Below are 21,363 nucleotides of genomic sequence, written 5' to 3'. Positions count from 1 at the left end.
GAACGCTCGGAGCCGGCGGTCCGGCAGGCCGCGCACCGCGCCCGCGAACACGTCCAGGCCCGCCGGCCCCGCTTCACCACCGACCCCGCCCGCCGGCGCGACGTCACCGAACGCTTCTTCGCGGCGACGGCGGGCGGCGACATCAACACCCTCATGGAACTGCTCTCCCCCGACGTGACGCTGTGGACCGACGGCGGCGGCAAAGTCCGCCAGGCCCTCAAACCGGTCATCGGCCTTCAGACCGTGGCGAGTTGGTTCGCCACGCTCGGCACCGTCACCTACCAGGGCATCACGCCCGATCAGATGCGGGCAGAACTCACCTGGATCAACGGCGGCCCGGGCCTCGTCTTCCGCGGCCCGGACCGCGTGATCGCCACACTGACCTTCGACTTCGACCCGCAAGGCCGCATCTCGACCATCCACAACGTCGCCAACCCCGACAAACTCCACGCCATCACCCACGGCACCCGGCACCAACTCTCCTGACCAGCCCGATCGTTGCCGACGCCCCCCGGAGCACCCCGCTGCCCCAGCACAGCCCCGGCCCAGGTGAAAGCGTGACGCGGCAGGCTGCGCCCGTCGTGATCCACTTCTGCTGATCGGCTTGCCTGCCTTGCCTGCCTTGCCTGTTGCCGCCCCGCGCCCGACAGTCCTGACCGCCGCCGAGCGGCACCGGTCGACGAAGGCGGCCTGGGGCCACAAGCCCGAGCACCGGGCCAGGGAGCGGGCGCAGACCGTGCTCCGGGCGGCTCGACGCAGGTCCGACCCGCGTATCGCCGTCGAGATGGGAGCGCACGTGGACACCGCGCGCACATGGCGGGGCCGGCTCGCGGACCTGGGCCTGCTGGGACCGGGCGACCGCAAACGCCCGGGGCGGCCCGCCGCTGTCGCGATGGTCGTGCCCGGAACCGGCCCACCTGGCCGCCTGCGATGTCCACGAGGCCACAGTGTTCGGACATCGTGAGTCGACCGCCGTATCGGTCCACACCCCGGTGCACGTCTCCTTTCAGTTTCTCTGCGATCGACTTCGGGGTGCCGCCCTCGGCGATGAGCCGGAGTACCTGGGTGGACGGCTCCCGCCCGGCCTCGACCAGGAGCGGTGACTGACGCTCCCCTCCTGACGCTTCCACGCCGATCGTGAGCCCTTCGGCCGTGACGGCGTTCGGCACCGGGCGCGCGAGCCGTCGGTTCAGGGGGCGGAGCGGGAGGTCACGGCTTTCGTGCCACGGCTCCGAGCTGGGGTACGACGACGGGTTCTTCGCCGGGTTCCGGGTGCCACAGTGAGCAGGACACGAGGCCGGGCTCCAGGAGTGTGAGTCCGTCGAAGTACTGGGCGACTTCGTCGCTGCTGCGGGCGGTGACCGGAGGTGTGGCGTTGGCGTTCCAGAACTCCATCGCCTCCAGCTGGAGGTGGCCGCCGAGGTCGGGCTCCGTGGTGGGGTGGGTCAGGACGAGGAAGCTGCCGGAGGGGAGCGCCTCCACGAGCCGGCCTGCGATGGCTCGCGCCTCGTCGCCGTCGAGGACGAAGTTGAGGATGCCGAGCAGCATCAGCGCGGTGGGCTCGGTGAGGTCGAGTGTGCGTCCGGCGATGCGCAGGACGGCGTCCGGGTCGTGCACGTCGGCGTCGATGTAGTCGGTGGCGCCCTCCGGAGCGCCGGTCGGCAGGGTGCGGGCGTGTGCGAGGACCATGGGGTCGTTGTCGACGTAGACGACCCGCGACTCGGGGGCGATCCGCTGGGCGATCTCGTGGGTGTTCTCCAGGGCGGGCAGGCCGGCGCCGATGTCGAGGAACTGACGGATGCCGTGCTGCTGGGCCAGGCGGTGCACGGCGCGGCCGAGGAATTCCCGGTCGGTGCGCGCGATGTCACGGATGACGGGGATCATTCCGGCGACGTGCTCGCCCACCTGCCGGTCGACCTCGTAGTTGTTCTTGCCGCCCTGCCAGTAGTTCCACACGCGAGCGTTGTGCGCCGTCCGGGTGTCGAGTCGTTGCTCCGTGGAGTCGGTGCTCTGCTTCTCGCTCACGTCTTCCTCTCCTCGCGCACCCAAGGGCCTTGGGGAATGGGGCACTTGGGGTCACAGCCGGGCTACGGCAGATCGGTAGACGGTCATTCTGCCGTACGCGAGTTCCTGGAGTCTTTGCGCCGGTCTTGTTTACGCGTTTCAATTCGAAGGCCCGCAGGGAGCTTACGAGCTCGTGGAGGAAGCTTGCTGGAAAGCGACTATTACTCAACTTAAGGACTTTTTGGCACTCCGAGTCCTTGTGTGCTGGCTGATTTTCTCGGCTGGAGAGATCTCATCGGCCCGTGGTGGAGCGCCACTGTTTGAACGCTTCAAAGCGTGTCATGTATTCTGCCGTCTGCCTGCGGCGACGTGGTCACTCCGAGTGCCACCCGGTCCCGGGCGGATGAGACCGGAGGTCGAGGAGCACTGTGGCAACCGCCCGCCCGCGAGCGCAGGGGCACGCCGGTCCGAGCATGCAGGACGTCGCCGACGCCGCAGGCGTCTCGGTCGGCACCGTCTCCAACGTGCTGAACCATCCGGCCAAGGTGAGCCCGGCCACCGCCGAGCGGGTCCGCGAAGCCATCCGCCGGCTGGGTTTCGTGCGCAACGACGCGGCCCGCTCGCTGGTCTCGGGCTCGACCAACAGCATCGGCCTGGTGCTCGCCGACATCGAGAACTCCCTGTTCATCGACATGGCGCACGGCGCCCAGGGCGCCGCCCGCGCGGTGGGCCAGAACCTGCTGCTCGCGAACACCGCCTGCGACATGACGCTTCAGGACGAGTATCTCGACCTCTTCGACGAGTCCCGGGTGACCGGGGTGCTGCTGGCGCCGATGGAGGACTCCACGGCCGGCATAGCCCGCATCCGTTCGCACGGCCGCCAGGTCGTGCTCCTCAACTACGCCCCGCGACCAGGGACTTGCTGCTCGGTGCTGGTGAACAACGAGCACGTCGGATACCTGGCGGCCCGTCACCTCATCGACACCGGGTGCACGCGGCTGGCCTTCGTGGTCGCGCACGACGACTACCAGCCCGTCCGTGACCGGCGCAGGGGAGTGCGCGAGGCGGTCGAGGAGGCGGGGCCCGGCGTCACCCTGGAGGAGATCGACAGCGCCGGCCTGAAGGCGTCCCACGGCCACGCGGTCGGCCGGGAACTGGCGTGCAGGGCGCCCGGCGATCTGCCGGACGGCCTCGTCGTCGTCACCGACGAGCTGGCCAATGCCGTCATCCACGAACTGCACACCGTGGCGGGAATCCGGGTGCCGGACCAGATCGCGATCGTCGGCTGCGAGAACAACCGGTCGGCGGGCGCCGCGGTGGTGCCGTTGACCGCGGTGGACATGCCGGGCCGGATGATGGGGCGGGAGGCGATCCGGCTGCTGATGGACGAGGTCGCCTCGGGCGGGCAGCATCGCCACGCCACCGTCGTGCTGGAGCCCGAACTGATCGTCCGCGCCAGCGCGCCGCTCTGACCGCCCCGCACGCTCACTCCGGGCGACGGCACCTGAAGGTGTGCGAGGCCCGACAGGACCCGCACACCTTGCGTGATCTTCCGGGTCGTACCTGAACCCGGCTCCCCCCCGCAGCCGGGCCCCCACCGTCGCGGCACTCACGGCCGCCGGACACGCGGCTCTGACCTGCCGCTTCTTCCCTCGCGCGGCGGACAGTCCGTCCCGCGCGCCCCGGACGCGGTTCGGAAACATCCCCGACAGCTCCTTGACACACGGCGAAGACCGGCCATAAGTTCCCGGCATCTCGCGATTGAAGCGTTTCAACGCACTGCGTGCCGAGGAGTTACCCCATGCGCCCCCTCAGAACCCGCCGCACCGCCTTCCTGACGACCGCCACCACCACGAGTCTCCTGCTGAGCGCCTGTGGAGGCGGCAGCTCCTCCGGCAGCGAGGCCGACGAGTTCGGCCTCACCATCAACGACGACAACCACATCGTGCAGGAGGAGCTCACCGCTCTCGGCAAGGGCGCGTGCGCCACGCAGAACAAGGCCCTCCCGCTGAAGATCCAGACCCTGCCGATCAGCAACGTCGACCAGAAGGTGCAGCTCCTCGCCGGACAGAACGCGCTGCCCGTGCAGTTCGCCGCCGGCGGCACCCCCCAGCTCACCAAGACCCTGGACAAGGCGGGCCAGGTCCTCGACCTGGAGAAGACGCTCAAGGACCTCGGCGTCTGGGACGACATCCAGCCGGCGGCCGTCAAGACCGTCGAGAACCTGTACGGCAAGTTCAACGTCATGCCGTACCAGTTCAACATCGAGGGCATCTGGTACAACAAGAAGCTCTTCACCGACCACGGCGTCCCGGTCCCCACCACCTACGACGAACTGGTCGCCGCCGCCGCGAAGTTCAAGGCCGCCGGCCTCACCGCGTTCTCCGCGGACGGCAAGGACGGCTGGCCCCTCACCCGCCTCGTCAGCGGCTACCTCTACCGCTCGCTCGGCCCCGACGCCCTGAAGGCCGTGGCGGACGGCAAGGCCAAGCTGACCGACCCCGAGTACGTCAAGGCCGCCCAGGCCGTCGCCGACCTGGGGAAGGCGGGCTACTTCGGCAAGGGTGTCGGCTCGATCGACTACGACACCGCGACCCAGCAGTTCCTCACCGGCAAGGCCGCCATGTTCTACATGGGCAGCTGGGCGCTCGGCGACTTCAACGACAAGGCCAAGAACAGGATCGGCGCCGAGAACGTCGGCTTCATGCCGTTCCCCGCCGTCGCAGGCGGCAAGGGCAGCACCGACCAGATCCCGGCCAACGTCGGCCTCCCGGTCGCCGTCTCCGCGAAGTCCTACAACGCCGAGGTCGGGGACTGGCTCTCCTGCATCGCCAAGAACTACGGCGCGGGATCGCTCAAGGACCAGGGCACCGTCTCCGGGTTCAAGCCGAACGGCGACACCGGAACTCTTCCGCCGCTCACCAAGACGGTCCAGGACACCATCACGAACACCACGACCAGCGTCCTGTGGTTCGAGGCGCTGTTCAACACGAAGGCGACCGAGACCAGTCAGACGAACGCCGCGCCGCTCGTCACCGGAGCCGTCTCCGCGAAGGACTTCATGCAGAAGGTCCAGTCCGACCTCGACAACGGCTGACACCGCCGGACCGACCGTTGAACCGCGTCAACCCCCCCTTCGTGAGAGAGCCGTCATGCGTTCAGTTCTGGGAGACCGCCGCGCCATCGCCGTCCTGCTCGGCCCGGCGCTGCTGGTGTACACCCTGGTGATGCTGGTGCCGATGGGCTGGTCCCTCGGCTACACCTTCTTCAAGGGCAACGTCATCGAGGGGTTCACCTTCGGAGGGCTCGGCAACTTCGAGAAACTCTGGAACGACCCGCAGGCCCACTCGGCGCTGTGGTTCACGTTCAAGTACGGGGTCGCCGTCAGCGCCGGGCAGATCGTCTGCGGGTATCTCCTCGCGCTGCTCTACGTGTTCGTCCTGCGGAAGTCGTCCGCCGTCGTCCGCACGCTGGTGTTCTTCCCGGTGATCCTTCCGACCGTCGCCGTGGCCCTGATGTTCCAGAAACTCTTCGCCGTCGCGCCGCAGAACGGCCTCGCCAACGTCGCCCTGGAGGGGGTCGGCATCCACCACGGCGACTGGTTCGCCAGTGGCACCGGCTCCTTCATCGTCCTGGTCGTCATGGACGTCTGGCGCTCCATGGGCTTCTACGGCGTCCTCATCTTCGCCGGACTCCTCGACATCCCCGAGGAGACGCTCGAATCGGCGCGCCTCGACGGCGCCACCGGCTGGCGCCTCATCCGGCACATCGTGCTCCCGCTGTCCGCACCCGTGCTGCTGTCGTCGATCGTGTTCAGCATCAACGGCACCCTCAAGGTGTTCGACTCGGTCCTCGCCCTGACGAACGGCGGACCGGGCAGCGACACCACCCCCCTCACCCTCTACATGTTCCGCGCCGCCTTCTCCTACGGCGACTACGGCTACGGCAGCACCATCGCCTCGCTGCTCACCGCCGTCTGCCTCGGCGTCACCCTGATCGTCTTCCGCTTCTCGCGCCGCGACCTGACCAAGGGCTGAACTCCCATGACCGACACCCTGACGGCGCCGCCGCGCGAAGCGCCCACCCGACCCCGGTCCGCACAACCCACCCGAGGACGGGCACACGCCCGGCGCCTGGCCCGCAACGTCCTCGTCACCCTGCTCGTGGCCGTCGAGACGGCACCCCTGCTGTGGCTGGTGCTCAGTTCCTTCAAGACCCAGTCCGAGTTCGTGAACGACCCCGCCTGGTCACTGCCGGGCAAGTGGGACTTCCAGAACTACGCCGACGCGTGGACGACCGGACACGTCGGCCTCTACATCCGCAACAGCCTGCTGGCCACCGCGCCCTCGCTCGCGCTCATCGTCGTCCTCGGCACCGCGGCCGGCTTCGCCCTGGAGGTCATGATCTGGCGTGGCCGCCACCAGGTCCTCCTGGTCTTCCTGGTGGGGATCATGGTGCCGAGCCAGATGATTCTGCTGCCGTTGTTCCGGGTGTACTTCCAGACCGGGCTGTCCGGGACGATGTGGCCGCTGATCATCACCTACACCGCGGTGGGCCTGCCGCTCACGGTCTTCATGATGGCCACGTACTTCCGGGCGGTCCCGCGCGAGATGTTCGAGGCGGCCACCCTCGACGGAGCGGGCATACTCACCGCCTTCTGGCGGATCGGCTTCCCCGTCGTGCGCAACGCCGTCTTCACGGTCGCGCTGGTCCAGTTCTTCTTCATCTGGAACGACCTGCTCGTCTCGCTCACCTTCACCACCGACGACGACCTGCGCACCATCCAGGTCGGACTCCTCAACTTCACCGGCCAGTACGGCGAGACGGCCTACGGCCCGCTGTTCGCCGCCATCAGCATCAACGTCGTAGGAGCTCTCGTTCTCTACCTCCTGATCAACCAGCGCATCATCAAGGGCCTGACCGCAGGGGCGGTGAAGGGATGAGCGACCGGCGCAAGCCCCGGACGGCCGCGCCCACCGCGGAACACCACCGGGAGCCCCTCGGCATCGGCGAGTCCTCGCCGCGCCTGTCCTGGAAGACCACCGCTCCCGCCGGCTGGACGCAATCGGGCTATCAGATCGAGGCGACACGCGACGACGGGACGCACCGCACGGAGTGGGTGACCTCGCCCGATTCCGTACTCGTCCCCTGGCACCTGGCCCCGCTGGCGTCGCGGGAGATCTGCGAGATCCGGGTCAGGGTGCGCGGCACCGACCGGAGCGTCGGCACATGGAGCCCGCCGCTGCGCGTCGAGACAGGTCTGCTGGCCCCGGCCGATTGGACGGCGCGCGCGGTCTCGCCCCGGCAGGAGCCGGAGGAACGCTGGTCCGCGCTGCTCGGCGCCGACCGCCGACCGCCCCTGCTGCGCCGGGAGTTCACCGTCGACGCGGAAGTGGAGCGGGCCCGGCTCTACGTCACCGCACACGGCCTGTACGAGATCGAGATCAACGGCCGGAGGGTCGGCGACCACACGCTCGCGCCCGGCTGGACCAGCTACGCACACCGACTGCGCTACCAGACCCACGACGTCACCGACCACCTGCGCGCCGGCGCCAACGCCATCGGCGCCTGGCTGGCCGACGGCTGGTACCGGGGCCGGCTCGGCTTCGGCGGCGGCCACGCCGACCTCTACGGCGAACGGGTCGCGCTCCTGGCCCAGTTGGAGATCGTCCACCACGACGGCACCGTCACGGTCGTCGCCACCGACACCTCCTGGCGCGCCGGACAGGGCCCGATCCTCTCCTCGGGACTGCTCGACGGCGAGACCTACGACGCGCGGGCCGAACCCTCCGGCTGGTCCCGGCCCGGATTCGACGACGCCGGCTGGTCGCCCGTGGACCTCGTCGACCGGGACCCCGCGACGCTCGTCGCGCCCACCGGTCCGCCGGTCCGCCGCACCCAGGAGATCCCGCCGGCGTCGGTGACCCGGCTGGACGGGGACCGGCTGCTGGTCGACTTCGGGCAGAACCTCGTCGGCCGGGTCCGGTTCACCACGGCCGGTCCGGCCGGACACACGGTGACGGTCCGGCACGCTGAGGTGCTCCAGGACGGCGAACTGTGCGTCCGTCCCCTCCGTGACGCCGTGTCCACCGACCGGTACACGCTGCGCGGCGGCGGCCCCGAGACCTGGGAACCGCGGTTCACGATCCACGGGTTCCGGTACGCCGAGATCACCGGCTGGGGCCACGGCGACCCGTACCGCGACGTCGTCGCCCGGGTCCACCACACCGACATGGCCCGCACCGGCTGGTTCACCTGCTCCAACGAGCAGGTCAACCGGTTGCACGAGAACGTGGTGTGGAGCCTGCGCGGCAACTTCGTCGACATACCCACCGACTGTCCGCAGCGCGACGAACGCCTCGGCTGGACCGGCGACATCCAGATCTTCGCGCCCACCGCCGCCTTCCTGTACGACTGCCACGGCATGCTCGCCTCCTGGCTGCGGGACGTCGCCGTCGAGCAGCACGAGGACGGAACCGTCCCCTGGTACGTCCCCGAGATACCCGGCGGCGAGCAGTGGACCCCGGCCCGGCCGGGCGCCGGCTGGGGCGACGTCGTCGCACTCACCCCGTGGGACCTCTACCGGGCCTCGGGCGACACCGGCCTGCTCGCCGCGCAGTACGACGGCGCCCGCCGCTGGGTCGACCTGATCACCACACTCGCCGACGAGGCGGGCCTGTGGCGCCACGGCTACCAACTCGGCGACTGGCTCGACCCGTTCGCACCCCCGCAGGACCCGGGAGCCGGGCGCACCGACCGGCATCTCATCGCCTCCGCGTACTACGCCCGGTCCCTGCACCAGGTGGCCCGCACCGCCGAGGTACTGGGACGCGAGGACGAACGCCGACACTACGACGGACTCGCGCGCCACGTCCGGCAGGCGTTCACCGACGCCTACCTGCTGCCCGACGGCCGGATGACCAGCGACACCCAGACCGCCTACGCCGTGGCCCTCCAGTTCGGCCTGCTCCCCGACGCGCCGACGCGAGCGGCGGCCGGACGGCGACTGGCCGGCCTGGTCGCCGAAGGCGGCCACACCATCCAGACCGGGTTCATCGGCACCCCGCTCGTGGCACCCGCGCTGAGCGCCACCGGACACGACGACACCGCCTACTCCCTGCTCCTCCAGCAGGACTGCCCGTCGTGGCTGTACGCACTCAAACACGACGCCACCACGATCTGGGAACGCTGGGACAGCATGCTCCCCGACGGCACGGTCAACCCGGGCGAGATGACCTCGTTCAACCACTACGCCCTCGGCGCGATCGCCCGGTGGCTGCACACCACGGTCGCCGGGCTCGTAGCGAACGCGCCGGGATACCGCGACATCGTCTTCCGGCCCCGCCCCGGGGGCGGCCTCACGTGGGCGCGAGCCGCCCACGAGTCGCCGTACGGCCGGGTGGCGATCCGCTGGGAGCTGCGCGAGGCGGAACTCGTCGTCGAGACGACCGTGCCCACCGGGGCCACGGGACGCATCGAGTGGCCCGACGGCGGTGTCACCGACCTGCCCACCGGGACCACCACCACATCGCGGCCACAGCACGGCCGCGACACCGCATGAACTCCGTGGTCTCCCCGGCCACGGCCCGTGTCGACATCGCAGCGAAACAAAGGAGTTCTCGCATGCCCAGTTCCGCAAGACCCGGACGGCACCGGCGTTCCGCCCTCGCCGCCACCCTGGTCGCCCTCCTCTGTCTCCTCGGCCTGGTCACCGCCTCCCCCGCGCAGGCCCTCAGCGGCGACGTCCGGATGCACGACCCGAGCCTCATCAAGGTCGGCACCTGCTACTACGGCTTCTCCACCGGCTTCGAGAACGACGCCCAGAACCCCAGCGGTTCCCCCACCCTCCGCAAGACCTGCGGCGGCTCCGCGGCGGCCGGCTGGACCAAGGTGGGGAACATCTTCAACGCGGTCCCGTCCTGGATCACCGCCGCACTCGGCTCCACCCCGCCCAACCTCTGGGCACCCGACATCAAGTACTTCAACGGCAAGTACCACCTGTACTACGCGGGTTCACGGTGGGGCACGAACTACGCGGTGATGGGCCTGGCCACGGCCACGAACATCGAGGGCCCGTGGACCGACCAGGGCATGGTCACGGACGTCAACTACCCGATCGACCCCAACGTCGACTGGGGACCCGACGGCCGGCTCTACATCTCCTGGGGCTCCTGGACCGGCAGCGGCACCTACATGCACGTCCTGGACGCCACCACCGGAAAACTGTCCACCACCGACAACAACCTCTGGCACATCGCGGTCGGCATCGAGAACCCGACGATCGCCCTCGACAACGGCTTCTACTACCTCTTCGGCTCGAAGGGCCTGTGCTGTAGCGGAACCGACAGCACCTACTACACCGTGGTCGGCCGCTCCACCAGCATCACTGGACCGTACCTCGACAAGAACGGCGTCGACATGGCGTCCGGCGGTGGGACCACCGTCCTGACTGGCGCGCGCCCCCGGATCGCCGCCGGCGGGGCCGACGCGTACGACGACGGAGCCGCCAAGTTCCTCGCCTACCACTACTACGACGCCGACGCCGGTGGCCGGGAGACCCTCGACATCCGGCAGCTCACCTTCTCCACCGCCGGCTGGCCCGTCCTGGGCGCCCCGCTCGGCACCGCGAACAACCACCTGGACAACCAGGCCGTGGACAAGTGCGCGGACGTCTGGGGCCTCAGCACCGCCGAGAACGCCCCGGTGAACGGCGGCAACTGCAACTCCGGCGCCAACCAGCAATGGGTGACCAGCCCTTCAGGCTCCGACGTCGCGCTCGTCAACGTCAACAGCGGCAAGTGCCTCCAGTTGCAGGGCGGTTCCACCGCCGAAGGAGCGGCGGCCGTCCAGGCGAGCTGCAACGGGTCCACCGCCCAACTCTGGACGCGCGGCCGGACGCTCGGCAGTTACGTGGTCTACCAGAACGTCAAGAGCGGGAAGTGCCTCACCGCCCCGACCTCGGGCAACGGCGATCCGCTGAAACAGTACGCGTGCGACGGCAGCGCCAACCAGAACTGGAACGTCGTCTGACGCACCCAGACCCTGTCCCCCATACCGAGCATGGACCGCCGGAGCGGCTGCTCGGCAAGGCGCTTGAAGTCGCGTAAATCGTTCGTCGAGGGGATTCTGAGATCCAGTTGAGCACGACCGCTGTCGTGGTCGTGCTCAGGGTTCCTCTCTTCCTTCTGTGTGTACTCCGCAACCGACTGGAGCCATCGAATGCTGAAGCGTCCTGCTGTCGGGCTTGCCACATTGACCGCCGCTACGACTATTGCCGCCGTTGGCGTAGTGATATCCGGAGCGGCAGTTCCGGACAGCAAGGCCGGGGGAGAAGAGACCAAGACTCTTGACCAGCTGTACGCGGCGGCGAAGGCCGAGGGCGGCAAGCTGGTCGTCTACGCGGGCGGGGACTGGGTGAACCAGCAGGACGCCACGAAGACGGCGTTCGAGAAGCGGTTCCCCGGCGTCAAGGTCACGATGGTCGTCGACTACAGCAAGTACCAGGACGCCCGTCTCGACAACCAGCTCGCCACCGACACCGTGGTCCCGGACGTCGTCCAGCTCCAGACGCTCCAGGACTTCCCGCGCTGGAAGGACCAGGGCGCGCTCATGGACTACAAGCCGGCGGGGTTCGGCAAGGTCTACGACGCGTTCAAGGACAAGGACGGAGCGTGGGTCGCCACGGGGGTGCTCGCGTTCGGTGCCGCGTACAACAAGAGCCTCGTCGGCGCGAACCCGCCGAAGAGCGTGAAGGATTTCGCGGACCCGAAGTGGAAGGGAAAGATCGCCTCGGCCTACCCGAACGACGACGACGCCACGCTGTACCTCTACAGCCTGTACGTCAAGAAGTTCGGATGGAACTGGCTGGCCGGGACGGCGAAGAACACCGAGTTCCTGCGCGGCTCCGACTCCGCGGGCAATCAGATGACGGCAGGGAAGAAGGCCATCGGCCTCGGCGGCTGGGTCACCCCTGACGCGGGCGCCGATCCGAAGGCCAAGACCGTCGGTATGCTGCCGCGCACGGATGACCCCTTCGTGGCGTGGGGCCAGCGCGAGGCGATCCTCAAGAAGGCCAAGCACCCCGCCGCCGCCAAGCTCTTCCTCAACTGGCAGCTCTCCAAGGAGGTCCAGAGCGGGGGTTGGTCGGTACGCACCGATGTCGCTGCGCCCAGCGGGCTGAAGCAGGTCTGGGAGTACAAGAACGCGAATGTGGACGGCTTCCCGAAGTTCATGGGGGACCGTGAGGCGGCCGAGCGGCTGCGGCAGCAGATGACGGTGTACATAGGCGAGGTCAAGGGCAATCCCACGCCCGGGTACCTGGGCACGCACCCCGGAAAGTGAGCCATGAGGTCCGCTACGCCGATGCCGGCTCGGCGTAGCGGCCAGTCCGTCGATCGCGCTTTCGGCGAATGGAGAGCGCGTCGTCGGCTCACAACGAGAAGGTCGGCCGTGACCCGGCCAGCTGGTCCGGCAGGTCACCCACCGAGATCGGTGGGTGACCTGCCGCATCGCGGTCTGGTATCAGCGGTACAGCCACTGAGAAGTGGGGTGATGGCGCAGCTGCCTGGCCATGCCGAGGTCGGCCGCGCGCGACTCGGGCAGACGCGAGGCAGTAAGCGCTCAGAACCGTCCCATGTAGTGGAACGAGGAGTAGTGGTCGCTGGTCCACCAGACGTCACCCGTGCTGAGAGCCCGGACGATCCGGCGAGCGTCGCGATTGGGGACGGCACTGGTGCCTTGGGTGGTGTAGACGGTCGTGTTGTACTCCTGGAAGGTCCCCGTGTAGCCGGGGCCGGACGTCCCGGCCCCGCCCGCGTTCATGAAGTCCCGCAGAGCGCCGTCCCGGTCGTTGTACTGGCCGCCCGTGAAGATGTTCTCCTGTATCTGCTGGTGAGTGCGAGAGTCCGCGAAGGAACCCGCCAGGAACCACTGCCGGGTGCCGATGTTGCGCCAGTTCGGCCAGCCCATGTGGAACCAGAGGTCGAATCCCGTCTGCATATCGTTCGGCAGTGCTTGGAGGTGCTGCTGATCGCCGGTCACCGTCGCGGAATTGCTGGTGCTCTGGCTGGGGCCGGACGGCGGGATGGGGGCTGCCATGGCCGTACCGGAGTTGCCGAGGGTGAGAGCCGTGCCGAGAGCGGCGGCCGCAAGCCCGAGAGTGACGGTGCGCCGTGTGCGATGCGTGGTGGTTCGCATGTCGTCCTTCTGTTAGCCGCCACCACCTCGGTGACCGGCCTTGCATCCACACTGACGGGGTCGGCAATTACCAGCCGGTCCGACACGGGAATCAATACGCCTTTGACCAGGCGAATCAATACCAGTCGGACGGAGAGCCGCACGCTTTCGCATGGTCGTTGGTTCCCGGAGGGTGACGGGTTCCGCTCCGACGGCTCCCAGCGAGTTCCGGCGGGTCGGCTACCCCTCCCACATCCGGGAGTCACGCTTCCGGTTCTTCGGCACCGAGGCGAGCACGGAGCAGCTCGCGACGGTGGCGTTCTGGCAGGACAAAAAGGGGGTGACGGACATCAGCGAACTGCTCGAACCCAAGCCCACGCTCTCCCTCGACGACCCGTTGCTCTAGTACGTAGCCCTTGACCTGCGCGCCGCCTTCACCTCCGTACGGTCACCACCCGCGCCCTCCCCCCGGTCAACGCCCGGCAGACCGCCCGCTGCAACCCTGCCATTCGGATCAGCCGCCTTCGAAGGTCAGTCTCTGGCCTTGAGTCGCTCTGCTGAGGACCGGTCGTGACTGTCGGCCCATTCCGCGAGCGCTGTCATCGCCGGAATCAGTGCCGCTCCCTCGACAGTGAGCTGATATTCGACATGTGGTGGCAATTCGGGAAATGCGGTGCGTAGCACGATTCCATCCCGCTCAAGGGCGCGCAACTGTTGGATCAGCATCTTCTGGGTCACGCCGGGGATGGCGCGTTCGAGCGAGGAGAAGCGGCGTGGCTGCTCGCGCATCAAATGGAAAATGATCTTGAGCTTCCATCGCCCCTCCAATGCGGCGAGAGCGCGCTCGACACCCTCGATGCCGCAGTGCGGATCATGGATGCCTTGCACCGAGAGAATACTTACTTTTTTGTCAGTACTTTCCATGACGGGAGCATAGATTTACGGTCGTGAAAAGGGCAATCGCAAGGAGTCTCCCCTTGACACACACCTCGTCATTCGTGTGGTTGAACCAGTACGTTCCCTCGGGCCCGGTCGAGCCCTGGCACTTCAGTACCAGCACGAGGGAACTTCCCGATCTCCGGGAGGGGCAGGTCCTGGCACGCCCGGTCGTGTTCTCGGTCGATCCGACGTTGCGTGGGCAACTGACCGGTATCGACAGCCCTATACACCCCCAGGTGCGGCTCGGTGCCGCGATCGTCGGTCACGCGGTCGCCGAGGTGGTCGAGTCTCGCGCGGACGGGGTGCGCCCTGGCGACCTGGTGACCGGGAGGTTCGACTGGGCGGACCTGGCGGTCTGGCCGCCGCAAGAGGATTCGCTGTCGATCGAACTCCAGCAGGTGGAAGCGGGTATCGGCACACCATCGCACGCACTCGCCGTTCTCGGCCTCACCGGCGGGTTGACCGCATATACCGGGATGATCGGAGCCGGTGGTGTCCAAGCAGGAGAAACGGTGGTGGTATCGGCCGCAGCGGGTAACGTCGGTTCCCTGGCCGGTCAGATCGCGAAGATCCGAGGAGCGCGGGTCATCGGCCTGGCCGGCACCGAAGGGAAGAGGCGTGTTCTTCGGGAACGCCTCGGTTTCGACGCCGCCCTGGACTATCGCGCTCCCGATCTCGCCGAACAGATCCGCAAACACGCGCCGGATGGTGTCGACCTGTATTACGACAACGTCGGTGGCTCTCTCGGTGAAACCGTCATGGACGCCATGAAGCAAGGTGCGCGTATTGTCGCGTGCGGACTGATCTCCACCTTCAACGACGCGGACAGCCTGATGATCGATTCCAGGCCTCTCATCCGGGGCGCACTTACCCTCCGCTTCTTCACCCCTTTGCATTTCGCGGGCATGTTCCCGGCCGCGCGCACGGAACTGACCGAATGGGTCAGAGAGGGGAAAATCCTTCCGCTGACAACCGAACGCCATGGCCTAGAAGCTCTGCCCGGAGCTTTCAGCGGTATGATGCGTGGCGAGAACATGGGCAAAATGCTCGTCACAATGCCGTGAGCAAGTGCACTCCGGGTTCCGCCCGCGATGGATGGGTGTAGAACAAGACGTGACGACGGCGGGGAAGAAGGCGATCGGCCTCGGCGGCTGGGTCGCCCCTGACGCGGGCGGCGACTCCAAGGCCACGACGGTCGGCATGCCGGCGTGCGCGGGCGATCCCTTCGCGGCGTGGGGTCACCGCGAGGCGATCCTCAAGAAGACCGAGCACCCCGCCGCCAGGCTCTTCCTCAACTGGCAACTCTTCAAGGAGGCGCAGGCCGGAGGCTGATCAGTCGGACCAACCAGCCTCCGGCCTGGGGACCGTTAGGCGGTCGAGCGGCTGCGTCAGTAGATGACCGTGCACATCGGAGAGGTCAAGGGCAACTCCACGCCGGGGTATCTGGGCACGCATCCCAAGTGACGGCGGTACCCGACAGAATGATGGAGCGGAGATCCTGCTCAGGTGCTTGCCGCACCGCCCAGGGTGCGCCGCAGCCAGTCGTGCTGCGCAGCTACCGCTGCCTGGGACACTGCGGCCTGCGGAACTGCTCCGAAGAAACCGTGGAATCCTCCGGGCCATACGTGCAGTTCTGCTTGGCCGCCTGCCTGCCAGATCCGGGAGGCGTAGGCCACGGCCTCGTCGCGGAAGGTCTCCGCCGAGCCGACGTCGATGAAGGCGGGTGGCAGACCGGACAGATCGGTGGCCCGGGCCGGTGCCGCGTACGGGGAGACGTCCGGTCCGCCGGCCGCGTCGCCGAGAAGTGCTGACCAGCCGAATCGGTTGTCCTGTCGGTCCCAGACCCCCCGGCCGGCCATCTGCACCGCAGAAGGCGTGTCGTTGCGGTCGTCGAGCATGGGGATCATCAGCATCTGACCGAGAAGAGCCGGGCCGCCACGGTCCCGGGCCATGAGGGTGACTGCCGCGGCGAGCCCTCCTCCCGCGCTGGCTCCGGCGACGACGACGCGGGTCTCGTCGACTCCGAGGTCCTCCGCGTGCCGCGCCGTCCAGACCAGGCCGGCGTAGCAGTCCTCCACCGGACCGGGGTGCGGGATCTCCGGGGCGAGCCGGTACTCGACGGAGACGACCGCAGTGTTGAGGTCGCGGACCTGGTGGAGTAGGTCGAGCACACCGACCCGGTTGGTTCCCAGCACCATCCCGCCCCCGTGGGTGTGGTAGATCACCGGGACTGGTCCGGAAGCGGCGGCCGGACGGCAGATCAGCAGACTGATGTCCGGAGCGTTCGGCGGGCCGGGCACCTGCCGGTCCTCGACGAGGTAGGCGCCGTCCAGCGAAAGGTCCTCCAGGGTAGGGTCCGGCATGGCCGGATGCCCCTGACGCATCCGCGGGAGAGTCTCCGCCGAGAGACTTCCCGGCGGCTGGTACTCGTTGATGACGGTCAAGGCCGCCGCCAGCTCGGCGTCGAAGGGAACGGTCGGTTTCCCTTCCAGGGTGGGGGTGGTGGAGTGGTGCATCGCCATTTCCGGCCTCACGTGACATGACTTCACCGAGCCCGGACGGGCCCGGCGCCGAGCAGAGCCCGCCGTACGACGGGGAAGGGGGCCGGCCTCGCAGGGGAGGTCGGCCCCCGGTAGGACGCGTCAGCCGAGCACCCGATGGCGTGAGCTCACTCGCCAGCCGCTCCGCCGAAGTCGGCCATGAGCTGCTTGAAGGCGGAGTCGTCGCCCCGTTCCTCGGTCACGCGGATCACCGTCGGCACCATCCTGGTCGCCGCGTGCATCGTGTCGAAGTACTCACGGATCGACACGATCACATCCCGGTCCGGGTCCAGCTCAGACACGAACGCGAAGACGTTGTTGTACGGTCCCGCGTCGCACTGGCCCCGGCCGATGGCCGTCTGCACGACGGTGTTGCCTTCCACGACCGAGCTGAGGAGTTCGAGCTTGACCGGTACAGCCGCGTTGAGTTCCGCGAGAACGGACTTCATCCGCAGCATCGGGTGGTCCGTACGGCCGAATGCCTCCCAGTAGACACCCGCGTCGTCGAAGGTCTCCAGACCTTCTGCGACCCGTCCTTCACTCATCAGCCGCCACGGCCGCCAGGCGAGCTCGACTGCCGCTTCGCGTCCCCGCCGGCCGCCCGGTGCGAGGCCGGGATCGGTGTCGGCTGTCGTCACGGATTTGCTCATGTCTTCTCCTGAGTGTGTCGCGGTCCACGGCTGGGCCGTGGTCCGTGGCAGGTGTTCGCACTGCCACGAGGAACACCCTGAACAATAAATGGTCAGCTGTCAATATAAAAATATGCACATCCGTATGACAGGATGGCTGTATGTCGAATGACCAGGTGACACAGCGCAGACGCGGCCGGCCGAAGGCTGCGGCGGGCGTGCCTCTCGACACGATCCTCACCGTCGCGCTCGAACAGTTCGCGACGCTGGGGTACGAGGGCGTCTCGATGAGGACGATGACCCGCGTGCTCGGGGTCAGCCACAACCTCCTCTGTCAGCGTTTCGGCACGAAGGACGACCTGTGGCGAGCCGCGGTCGAGCACGGCTTCGGCGATCTGGCGAACGAGATGCAGAGCGCGTTCGACCCCACCGTCGGTGAACCCCTGGAGCAGCTGCGCCTGGTGGTCCGGCGGTGCCTCGTCCACTCCGCGAGCCGCCCCGAACTTCTCGGACTGCTCAACAACGAGGGCTGCCAGGACACCGAGCGGCTCCGGCACATCTACGAGACCTACATCGAGCCTTCACAGGTCCAGGTCGTCCGGTTGCTCGACCATCTCACCGAAGAAGGAGCGATTCGGCCGATCTCCCACCGCAGCTTCTTCTTCCTCCTGGTCCAGGGCGGCGCCGCGCCGTTCGCCCTCTCGCCACTGGCGCGCCTGCTCGATCCCGCGCCGGCGGACACCCCCGCCGCGATCGAGGAGCAGGCCGACCTCGTGGCGACCGTCCTGGTGGAAGGTCTGCGTCTGCCTTCCCGGTGATCCCGGACGCGATGAAGCGGACCCCTGACGGCCGTCGGCGTGGAACGCCCGGACCGCCAGGAGCCCGCTCGTGTCAGGTCGTCCGGCTCAGCCGGAGGTGGTGTCGCCGGAGTGGACTCCCTGGTCCCGGACGCCGACCCAGCTGAAGGGCTCGACGTTCGAGATGCTGCCGTGGTACAGCGTGTTGGTGGTGAACACGGTCCGGTTGGCGGCCGGCTTCTCTCCGGGGCAGTGCTGCTCGATCTCCGCGTTGCTCAGGGTCCGGTAGTGGAGCAGGACGTATCCGCGGCTGGGGTCTTCGGCCTTGACCTGGAAGCCCTTGTCGTACCAGTAGTAGTGGCCGAAGAACCTCGACGGGAAGTGCAGCTCCCAGTCGCCCGTGATGACCTGGAGGCCGGTGGCCCGTGTGGTCCATGCCTGGGTGAACGGCTCCATCTTCTGCGTCAGGGTCTCGGACGCGGTGTGGCTCTTCTCGAACGTCCGCCCGAACGTGACGGACGCCGACCCGTTGAGGATGTCCAGCAGCTGCATGGTCGTCGACAGGCTGAGGCCCACCTGGGTCTGCTCCCCGGTCGTCTCCGACCAGCCCCAGGTACGGGTCACGGTGCCGCCGCAGTTGATGACGGTGGGACCGACCTGGTGTTCCGGACCGATCATGCCCTGGTCCAGCCGCGTGGGGGTGAACTTGCAGAGGTCCGCGGTGCGGCACTGGGAGAGCAGTTGCTCGTCCGTCGGCCCGGTGTCCGCGCTCGCGCCGGTCGCGGCGAGGCCGACCAGCGTGCCGGCCGCGAGGACCGACATCCCCGCGAGCAGCGTTCGACGCAGGAAGGCGGACCCACGCGAGAGTCTCTGGTTTCGCTTCACGAACTTCTCCGTACTTGGGTGGTCGAGGGGAACTGCCACGGGGTACTGCGGAGCAGCCCCGTGTTCCTCCACTCACACTCGGCACTGGAATGTTGTCTCGCACCCCCCTCCCGTCACCGGAATCAATGCGGCGGGGCCGCAGCGGGACCGGCCGACAGACGGAACATCGCAGGCCGAGGCCGAGGCCGGGCCGAACAAGCCCGGTTCCTGTCCTCAGGCGGGCCGGAGCACCTGGAGTGGTCCGGCGAGAATCTCCTGGAGCGCCTTCTCGGACTTCTCGTCCTCGGTCAGGACGGCGAAGACGTACTGCCGCTTCGGCGCCGCGGTCAGAACCTCGACACCGAGGTTGACGTCCCCGAACTCCGGATGCCGGATCTGCTTCGACCCCGACCTGATCGGTGCGACCGGATGCGCCACCCAGCGCGCCGCGAACTCGGGAAGTTCGAGCAGCCCGGCCAGCACGTCCCGCCAGCGAGGGTTGTCGCTGCCGCCCTGCTCACCGGCGACTCTCATCCAGCCGACGGCTTCGTCGGCCACCATGTCCCATCGGGGTATGAACTGCCGCGCCTTGGTGTTCACGAAGATGTAGCGGACGAGATTCGGCGGGTCTTCGTCGAAGATCCCCATGAGCCTGGTCAACGCCTCCCACGGGCCGTTCCAGGCGAGGACGTCGTAAGCAGGTCCGAGGACGCACGCCGGTGTGGAACCCAGCCGCTCGACGAGGACACGCGTCGTCGGACGCACGTCGTCGTCATGTGTCCCGGACTTGGGGAGCGACTCCGCTGCGGCGCGGTCCGTCGCCAGCAGCGTCAGGTGCTTCCGCTCCTCGGCGGTCAGCCGTAGCGCGTCGGACAGCCCGTTCAGCACCCCGCTCGACGGGTTGGAGTCCTTGCCCTGTTCCAGGCGGATCAGGTAGTCGACGCTCACACCGGCGAGAATCGCCAGTTCCTCCCGCCTCAGCCCCGGGGTACGCCGACGGCCCGACGACCGGAGTCCCACCTCCTGCGGGGTGATCCGCTCCCTGCGGGACCGAATGAACTCGCCCAAGTCGCCACGCCGCGCCATGGGGGAACTCTCCTCCAGTCAACTGCCTTATGTCCAGCGGTGGAAGGGCTCAGCCAGACCCTCCCACTACCAGGATGATCACGGCCTTCATACCGGGTGGTGCCGTGCTGCATCGTCGGAACACAGCAGTTCACCACCGGAAAGGACCTGAAGCGATGCGATCGTGGATACACAAGACGCGAGGCCGCGTAGTACGGCAAGCACACGTGGGGATCGAGGAGTTGGGCGGCCTTCACGAGGACCTCATCAGCAGGGAGGGCTTCCTGGGGCAAGGAGCCGAGCTTTACCGTCGCAACGAGCCCACCGGGTGGAAGCGTGTCGAGGGGCCGAACCAGTCCATGGACATCGACGGCTCCGCCCTCACGCCCACGGACGCGGCGCACGCCGACGGCGGCCCGTTGCGCCTGTTCCACAACTCCGACGCCTCCATCTGGGTCAGCCGGCGCGTCGAGAACATGACCTACTCGTCCCGCAACGTCGACGGCGACGAGCTGTACTTCGTCCACGAGGGCACCGGTACGTTCTACACCGAGTTCGGGCCGATCCCCTACGAGCCCGGCGACTATGTACTCATCCCGAAGGGCATAACGTACCGCGTCCGCCCGCAGGGCCCCGAGAACTACTTCCTGATCCTTGAGACCACCGGAGCCCTGGACTTCGCGGACATCGGACCGATCGGGCGCAACGCCCCCTTCGACCCGTCGCTGATCTACGTTCCGGACCTCGAACTCGACGACCTCGGCGACGGCCGCAACACGGTGGGTGAGTGGGCCGTCCGGATCAAGGCGCGAGGTGAATACCTGACCGTCTTCTACGACTTCGATCCCATCGACACGGAGGGCTGGAAGGGGGACCTCTTCCCCTTCAAGATCAACATCCGAGACTACCGCCCGATCTCCAGCGAGCGCCTGCACCTGATGCCCTCCGCACACGCGATCTTCCAGGCCGAGGGAGTCCTCGTCGCGAACTTCCTCCCGCGGCCGGCCGAAGGAGAACTCGACGTCGCGCGCATCCCGCCCTACCACCGCAACGTCGACTTCGACGAGTTCACCTTCGCGCACGGCGGCTCGGTGCTCGGCGAATCCATCGCCCTCGCCAGCATGACCTACTCCCCCCAGGGGCTGCACCACGGCTTCCCCGCCGTCCTGCACGAGCACGCGCGGCGGACGGCGAAGCGGGACGACTACTACGACATGAAAGTGATCGGCATCGACACCGTGCGGCCGCTCGTCCCCACCCCCGAGGTGGCGGCCCATCAGCGGCACATCCAGCAGATCCTCGAAGGGGTGTCGGCGCAATGACGACCACGCGAACCGGAAGGAGGACCCC

Annotated in this window: 19 protein-coding genes and 2 pseudogenes; 14 read left to right on the top strand and 7 right to left on the bottom strand. The window is 68.0% G+C overall.

The annotated features are described in order from the left end of the window. Together ABZX85_RS47110 and ABZX85_RS47105 are read left to right on the top strand one after the other, a co-directional pair. A pseudogene (locus ABZX85_RS47110) lies at window positions 1–486 on the top strand (RNA polymerase subunit sigma-24); the annotation flags it as partial. A gap of 298 nt (window positions 487–784) precedes the next feature. After that, on the top strand, window positions 785–964 hold the full coding sequence (locus ABZX85_RS47105) for a hypothetical protein (protein ID WP_355884297.1): 180 nt from the start codon (window positions 785–787) through the stop codon (window positions 962–964). A gap of 245 nt (window positions 965–1,209) precedes the next feature. Here ABZX85_RS47105 and ABZX85_RS47100 read toward each other — a convergent pair whose 3' ends face one another. After that, window positions 1,210–2,025 carry an SAM-dependent methyltransferase gene (locus ABZX85_RS47100; protein WP_355884293.1) on the bottom strand — a complete coding sequence of 272 codons (816 nt, stop codon included), beginning with the start codon at window positions 2,023–2,025 and terminating at the stop codon, window positions 1,210–1,212. A 407-nt stretch (window positions 2,026–2,432) separates the two neighbouring features. Here ABZX85_RS47100 and ABZX85_RS47095 point away from each other — a divergent pair, with 407 nt between their 5' ends. From ABZX85_RS47095 to ABZX85_RS47065, 7 genes are all read left to right on the top strand, one after another. Beyond that, window positions 2,433–3,476 carry a LacI family DNA-binding transcriptional regulator gene (locus ABZX85_RS47095; RefSeq protein ID WP_355884291.1) on the top strand — a complete coding sequence of 348 codons (1,044 nt, stop codon included), beginning with the start codon at window positions 2,433–2,435 and terminating at the stop codon, window positions 3,474–3,476. A gap of 329 nt (window positions 3,477–3,805) precedes the next feature. After that, complete coding sequence (locus tag ABZX85_RS47090; protein ID WP_355884289.1) at window positions 3,806–5,101, top strand: extracellular solute-binding protein; 1,296 nt, start codon at window positions 3,806–3,808, stop codon at window positions 5,099–5,101. A gap of 55 nt (window positions 5,102–5,156) precedes the next feature. After that, the gene (locus ABZX85_RS47085; protein ID WP_355884288.1) at window positions 5,157–6,041 is read left to right on the top strand and encodes a sugar ABC transporter permease; all 885 of its coding nucleotides are present in this window, start codon (window positions 5,157–5,159) and stop codon (window positions 6,039–6,041) included. Between the two features lie 6 nt (window positions 6,042–6,047). Next, window positions 6,048–6,947 (top strand): carbohydrate ABC transporter permease, encoded by a 900-nt coding sequence (locus ABZX85_RS47080; protein ID WP_355884286.1) that lies wholly within the window; start codon window positions 6,048–6,050, stop codon window positions 6,945–6,947. Then, window positions 6,944–9,565, top strand: a complete 2,622-nt coding sequence (locus ABZX85_RS47075) for a family 78 glycoside hydrolase catalytic domain (protein WP_355884284.1) — start codon at window positions 6,944–6,946, stop codon at window positions 9,563–9,565. The genes ABZX85_RS47080 and ABZX85_RS47075 overlap by 4 nt, the downstream gene beginning before the upstream one ends. A gap of 62 nt (window positions 9,566–9,627) precedes the next feature. Then, on the top strand, window positions 9,628–11,034 hold the full coding sequence (locus ABZX85_RS47070) for a family 43 glycosylhydrolase (protein WP_355884282.1): 1,407 nt from the start codon (window positions 9,628–9,630) through the stop codon (window positions 11,032–11,034). A gap of 258 nt (window positions 11,035–11,292) precedes the next feature. Then, window positions 11,293–12,345: an extracellular solute-binding protein gene (locus ABZX85_RS47065; RefSeq protein WP_355884280.1), complete on the top strand. Its 1,053-nt coding sequence runs from the start codon at window positions 11,293–11,295 to the stop codon at window positions 12,343–12,345. A 279-nt stretch (window positions 12,346–12,624) separates the two neighbouring features. On the opposite strand, the gene ABZX85_RS47060 is transcribed toward ABZX85_RS47065, so the two are convergent. Next, entirely contained in the window at window positions 12,625–13,200 is a 576-nt protein-coding gene (locus tag ABZX85_RS47060) for a ribonuclease domain-containing protein (RefSeq protein ID WP_355884278.1), read from the bottom strand. A gap of 199 nt (window positions 13,201–13,399) precedes the next feature. Here ABZX85_RS47060 and ABZX85_RS47055 point away from each other — a divergent pair. Further along, window positions 13,400–13,582, top strand: a pseudogene (locus ABZX85_RS47055) (gfo/Idh/MocA family oxidoreductase); the annotation flags it as partial. 128 nt (window positions 13,583–13,710) lie between these two features. Here the strand turns inward: ABZX85_RS47055 and ABZX85_RS47050 are convergent. Further along, window positions 13,711–14,103, bottom strand: coding sequence for a helix-turn-helix domain-containing protein (locus ABZX85_RS47050; protein ID WP_355884276.1), 393 nt, complete (start codon window positions 14,101–14,103; stop codon window positions 13,711–13,713). 53 nt (window positions 14,104–14,156) lie between these two features. Here ABZX85_RS47050 and ABZX85_RS47045 point away from each other — a divergent pair, with 53 nt between their 5' ends. Both ABZX85_RS47045 and ABZX85_RS47040 read left to right on the top strand, forming a co-directional pair. Beyond that, window positions 14,157–15,182 carry an NADP-dependent oxidoreductase gene (locus ABZX85_RS47045; RefSeq protein ID WP_355884274.1) on the top strand — a complete coding sequence of 342 codons (1,026 nt, stop codon included), beginning with the start codon at window positions 14,157–14,159 and terminating at the stop codon, window positions 15,180–15,182. A 49-nt stretch (window positions 15,183–15,231) separates the two neighbouring features. Next, entirely contained in the window at window positions 15,232–15,450 is a 219-nt protein-coding gene (locus ABZX85_RS47040) for a hypothetical protein (RefSeq protein ID WP_355884272.1), read from the top strand. Window positions 15,451–15,620: 170 nt separating this feature from the next. Here ABZX85_RS47040 and ABZX85_RS47035 read toward each other — a convergent pair whose 3' ends face one another. After that, window positions 15,621–16,634 (bottom strand): alpha/beta hydrolase fold domain-containing protein, encoded by a 1,014-nt coding sequence (locus ABZX85_RS47035; RefSeq protein WP_355884270.1) that lies wholly within the window; start codon window positions 16,632–16,634, stop codon window positions 15,621–15,623. A gap of 152 nt (window positions 16,635–16,786) precedes the next feature. Beyond that, window positions 16,787–17,308 carry a hypothetical protein gene (locus ABZX85_RS47030; protein WP_355884268.1) on the bottom strand — a complete coding sequence of 174 codons (522 nt, stop codon included), beginning with the start codon at window positions 17,306–17,308 and terminating at the stop codon, window positions 16,787–16,789. Between the two features lie 140 nt (window positions 17,309–17,448). Between ABZX85_RS47030 and ABZX85_RS47025 the strand changes: the two genes are divergently transcribed. Beyond that, window positions 17,449–18,105, top strand: coding sequence for a TetR/AcrR family transcriptional regulator (locus ABZX85_RS47025; RefSeq protein WP_355884266.1), 657 nt, complete (start codon window positions 17,449–17,451; stop codon window positions 18,103–18,105). A gap of 87 nt (window positions 18,106–18,192) precedes the next feature. On the opposite strand, the gene ABZX85_RS47020 is transcribed toward ABZX85_RS47025, so the two are convergent. Together ABZX85_RS47020 and ABZX85_RS47015 are read right to left on the bottom strand one after the other, a co-directional pair. Then, entirely contained in the window at window positions 18,193–18,969 is a 777-nt protein-coding gene (locus ABZX85_RS47020) for a hypothetical protein (protein ID WP_355884264.1), read from the bottom strand. Between the two features lie 213 nt (window positions 18,970–19,182). Next, entirely contained in the window at window positions 19,183–20,034 is an 852-nt protein-coding gene (locus tag ABZX85_RS47015) for a helix-turn-helix transcriptional regulator (RefSeq protein ID WP_355884262.1), read from the bottom strand. A 155-nt stretch (window positions 20,035–20,189) separates the two neighbouring features. Here ABZX85_RS47015 and ABZX85_RS47010 point away from each other — a divergent pair, with 155 nt between their 5' ends. Further along, a complete protein-coding gene (locus ABZX85_RS47010) occupies window positions 20,190–21,335 on the top strand; it encodes a homogentisate 1,2-dioxygenase (RefSeq protein ID WP_355884260.1) in 1,146 nt (381 codons plus the stop codon). Window positions 21,336–21,363 lie beyond the last annotated feature (28 nt).

This window comes from Streptomyces sp. NPDC004539 (assembly GCF_040610055.1).
In the GTDB taxonomy this organism is placed as follows: Bacteria; Actinomycetota; Actinomycetes; order Streptomycetales; family Streptomycetaceae; genus Streptomyces.
The sequence above is the reverse complement of the archived record's forward strand: the minus strand, read 5'-3'. Positions and strand labels throughout refer to the sequence as shown.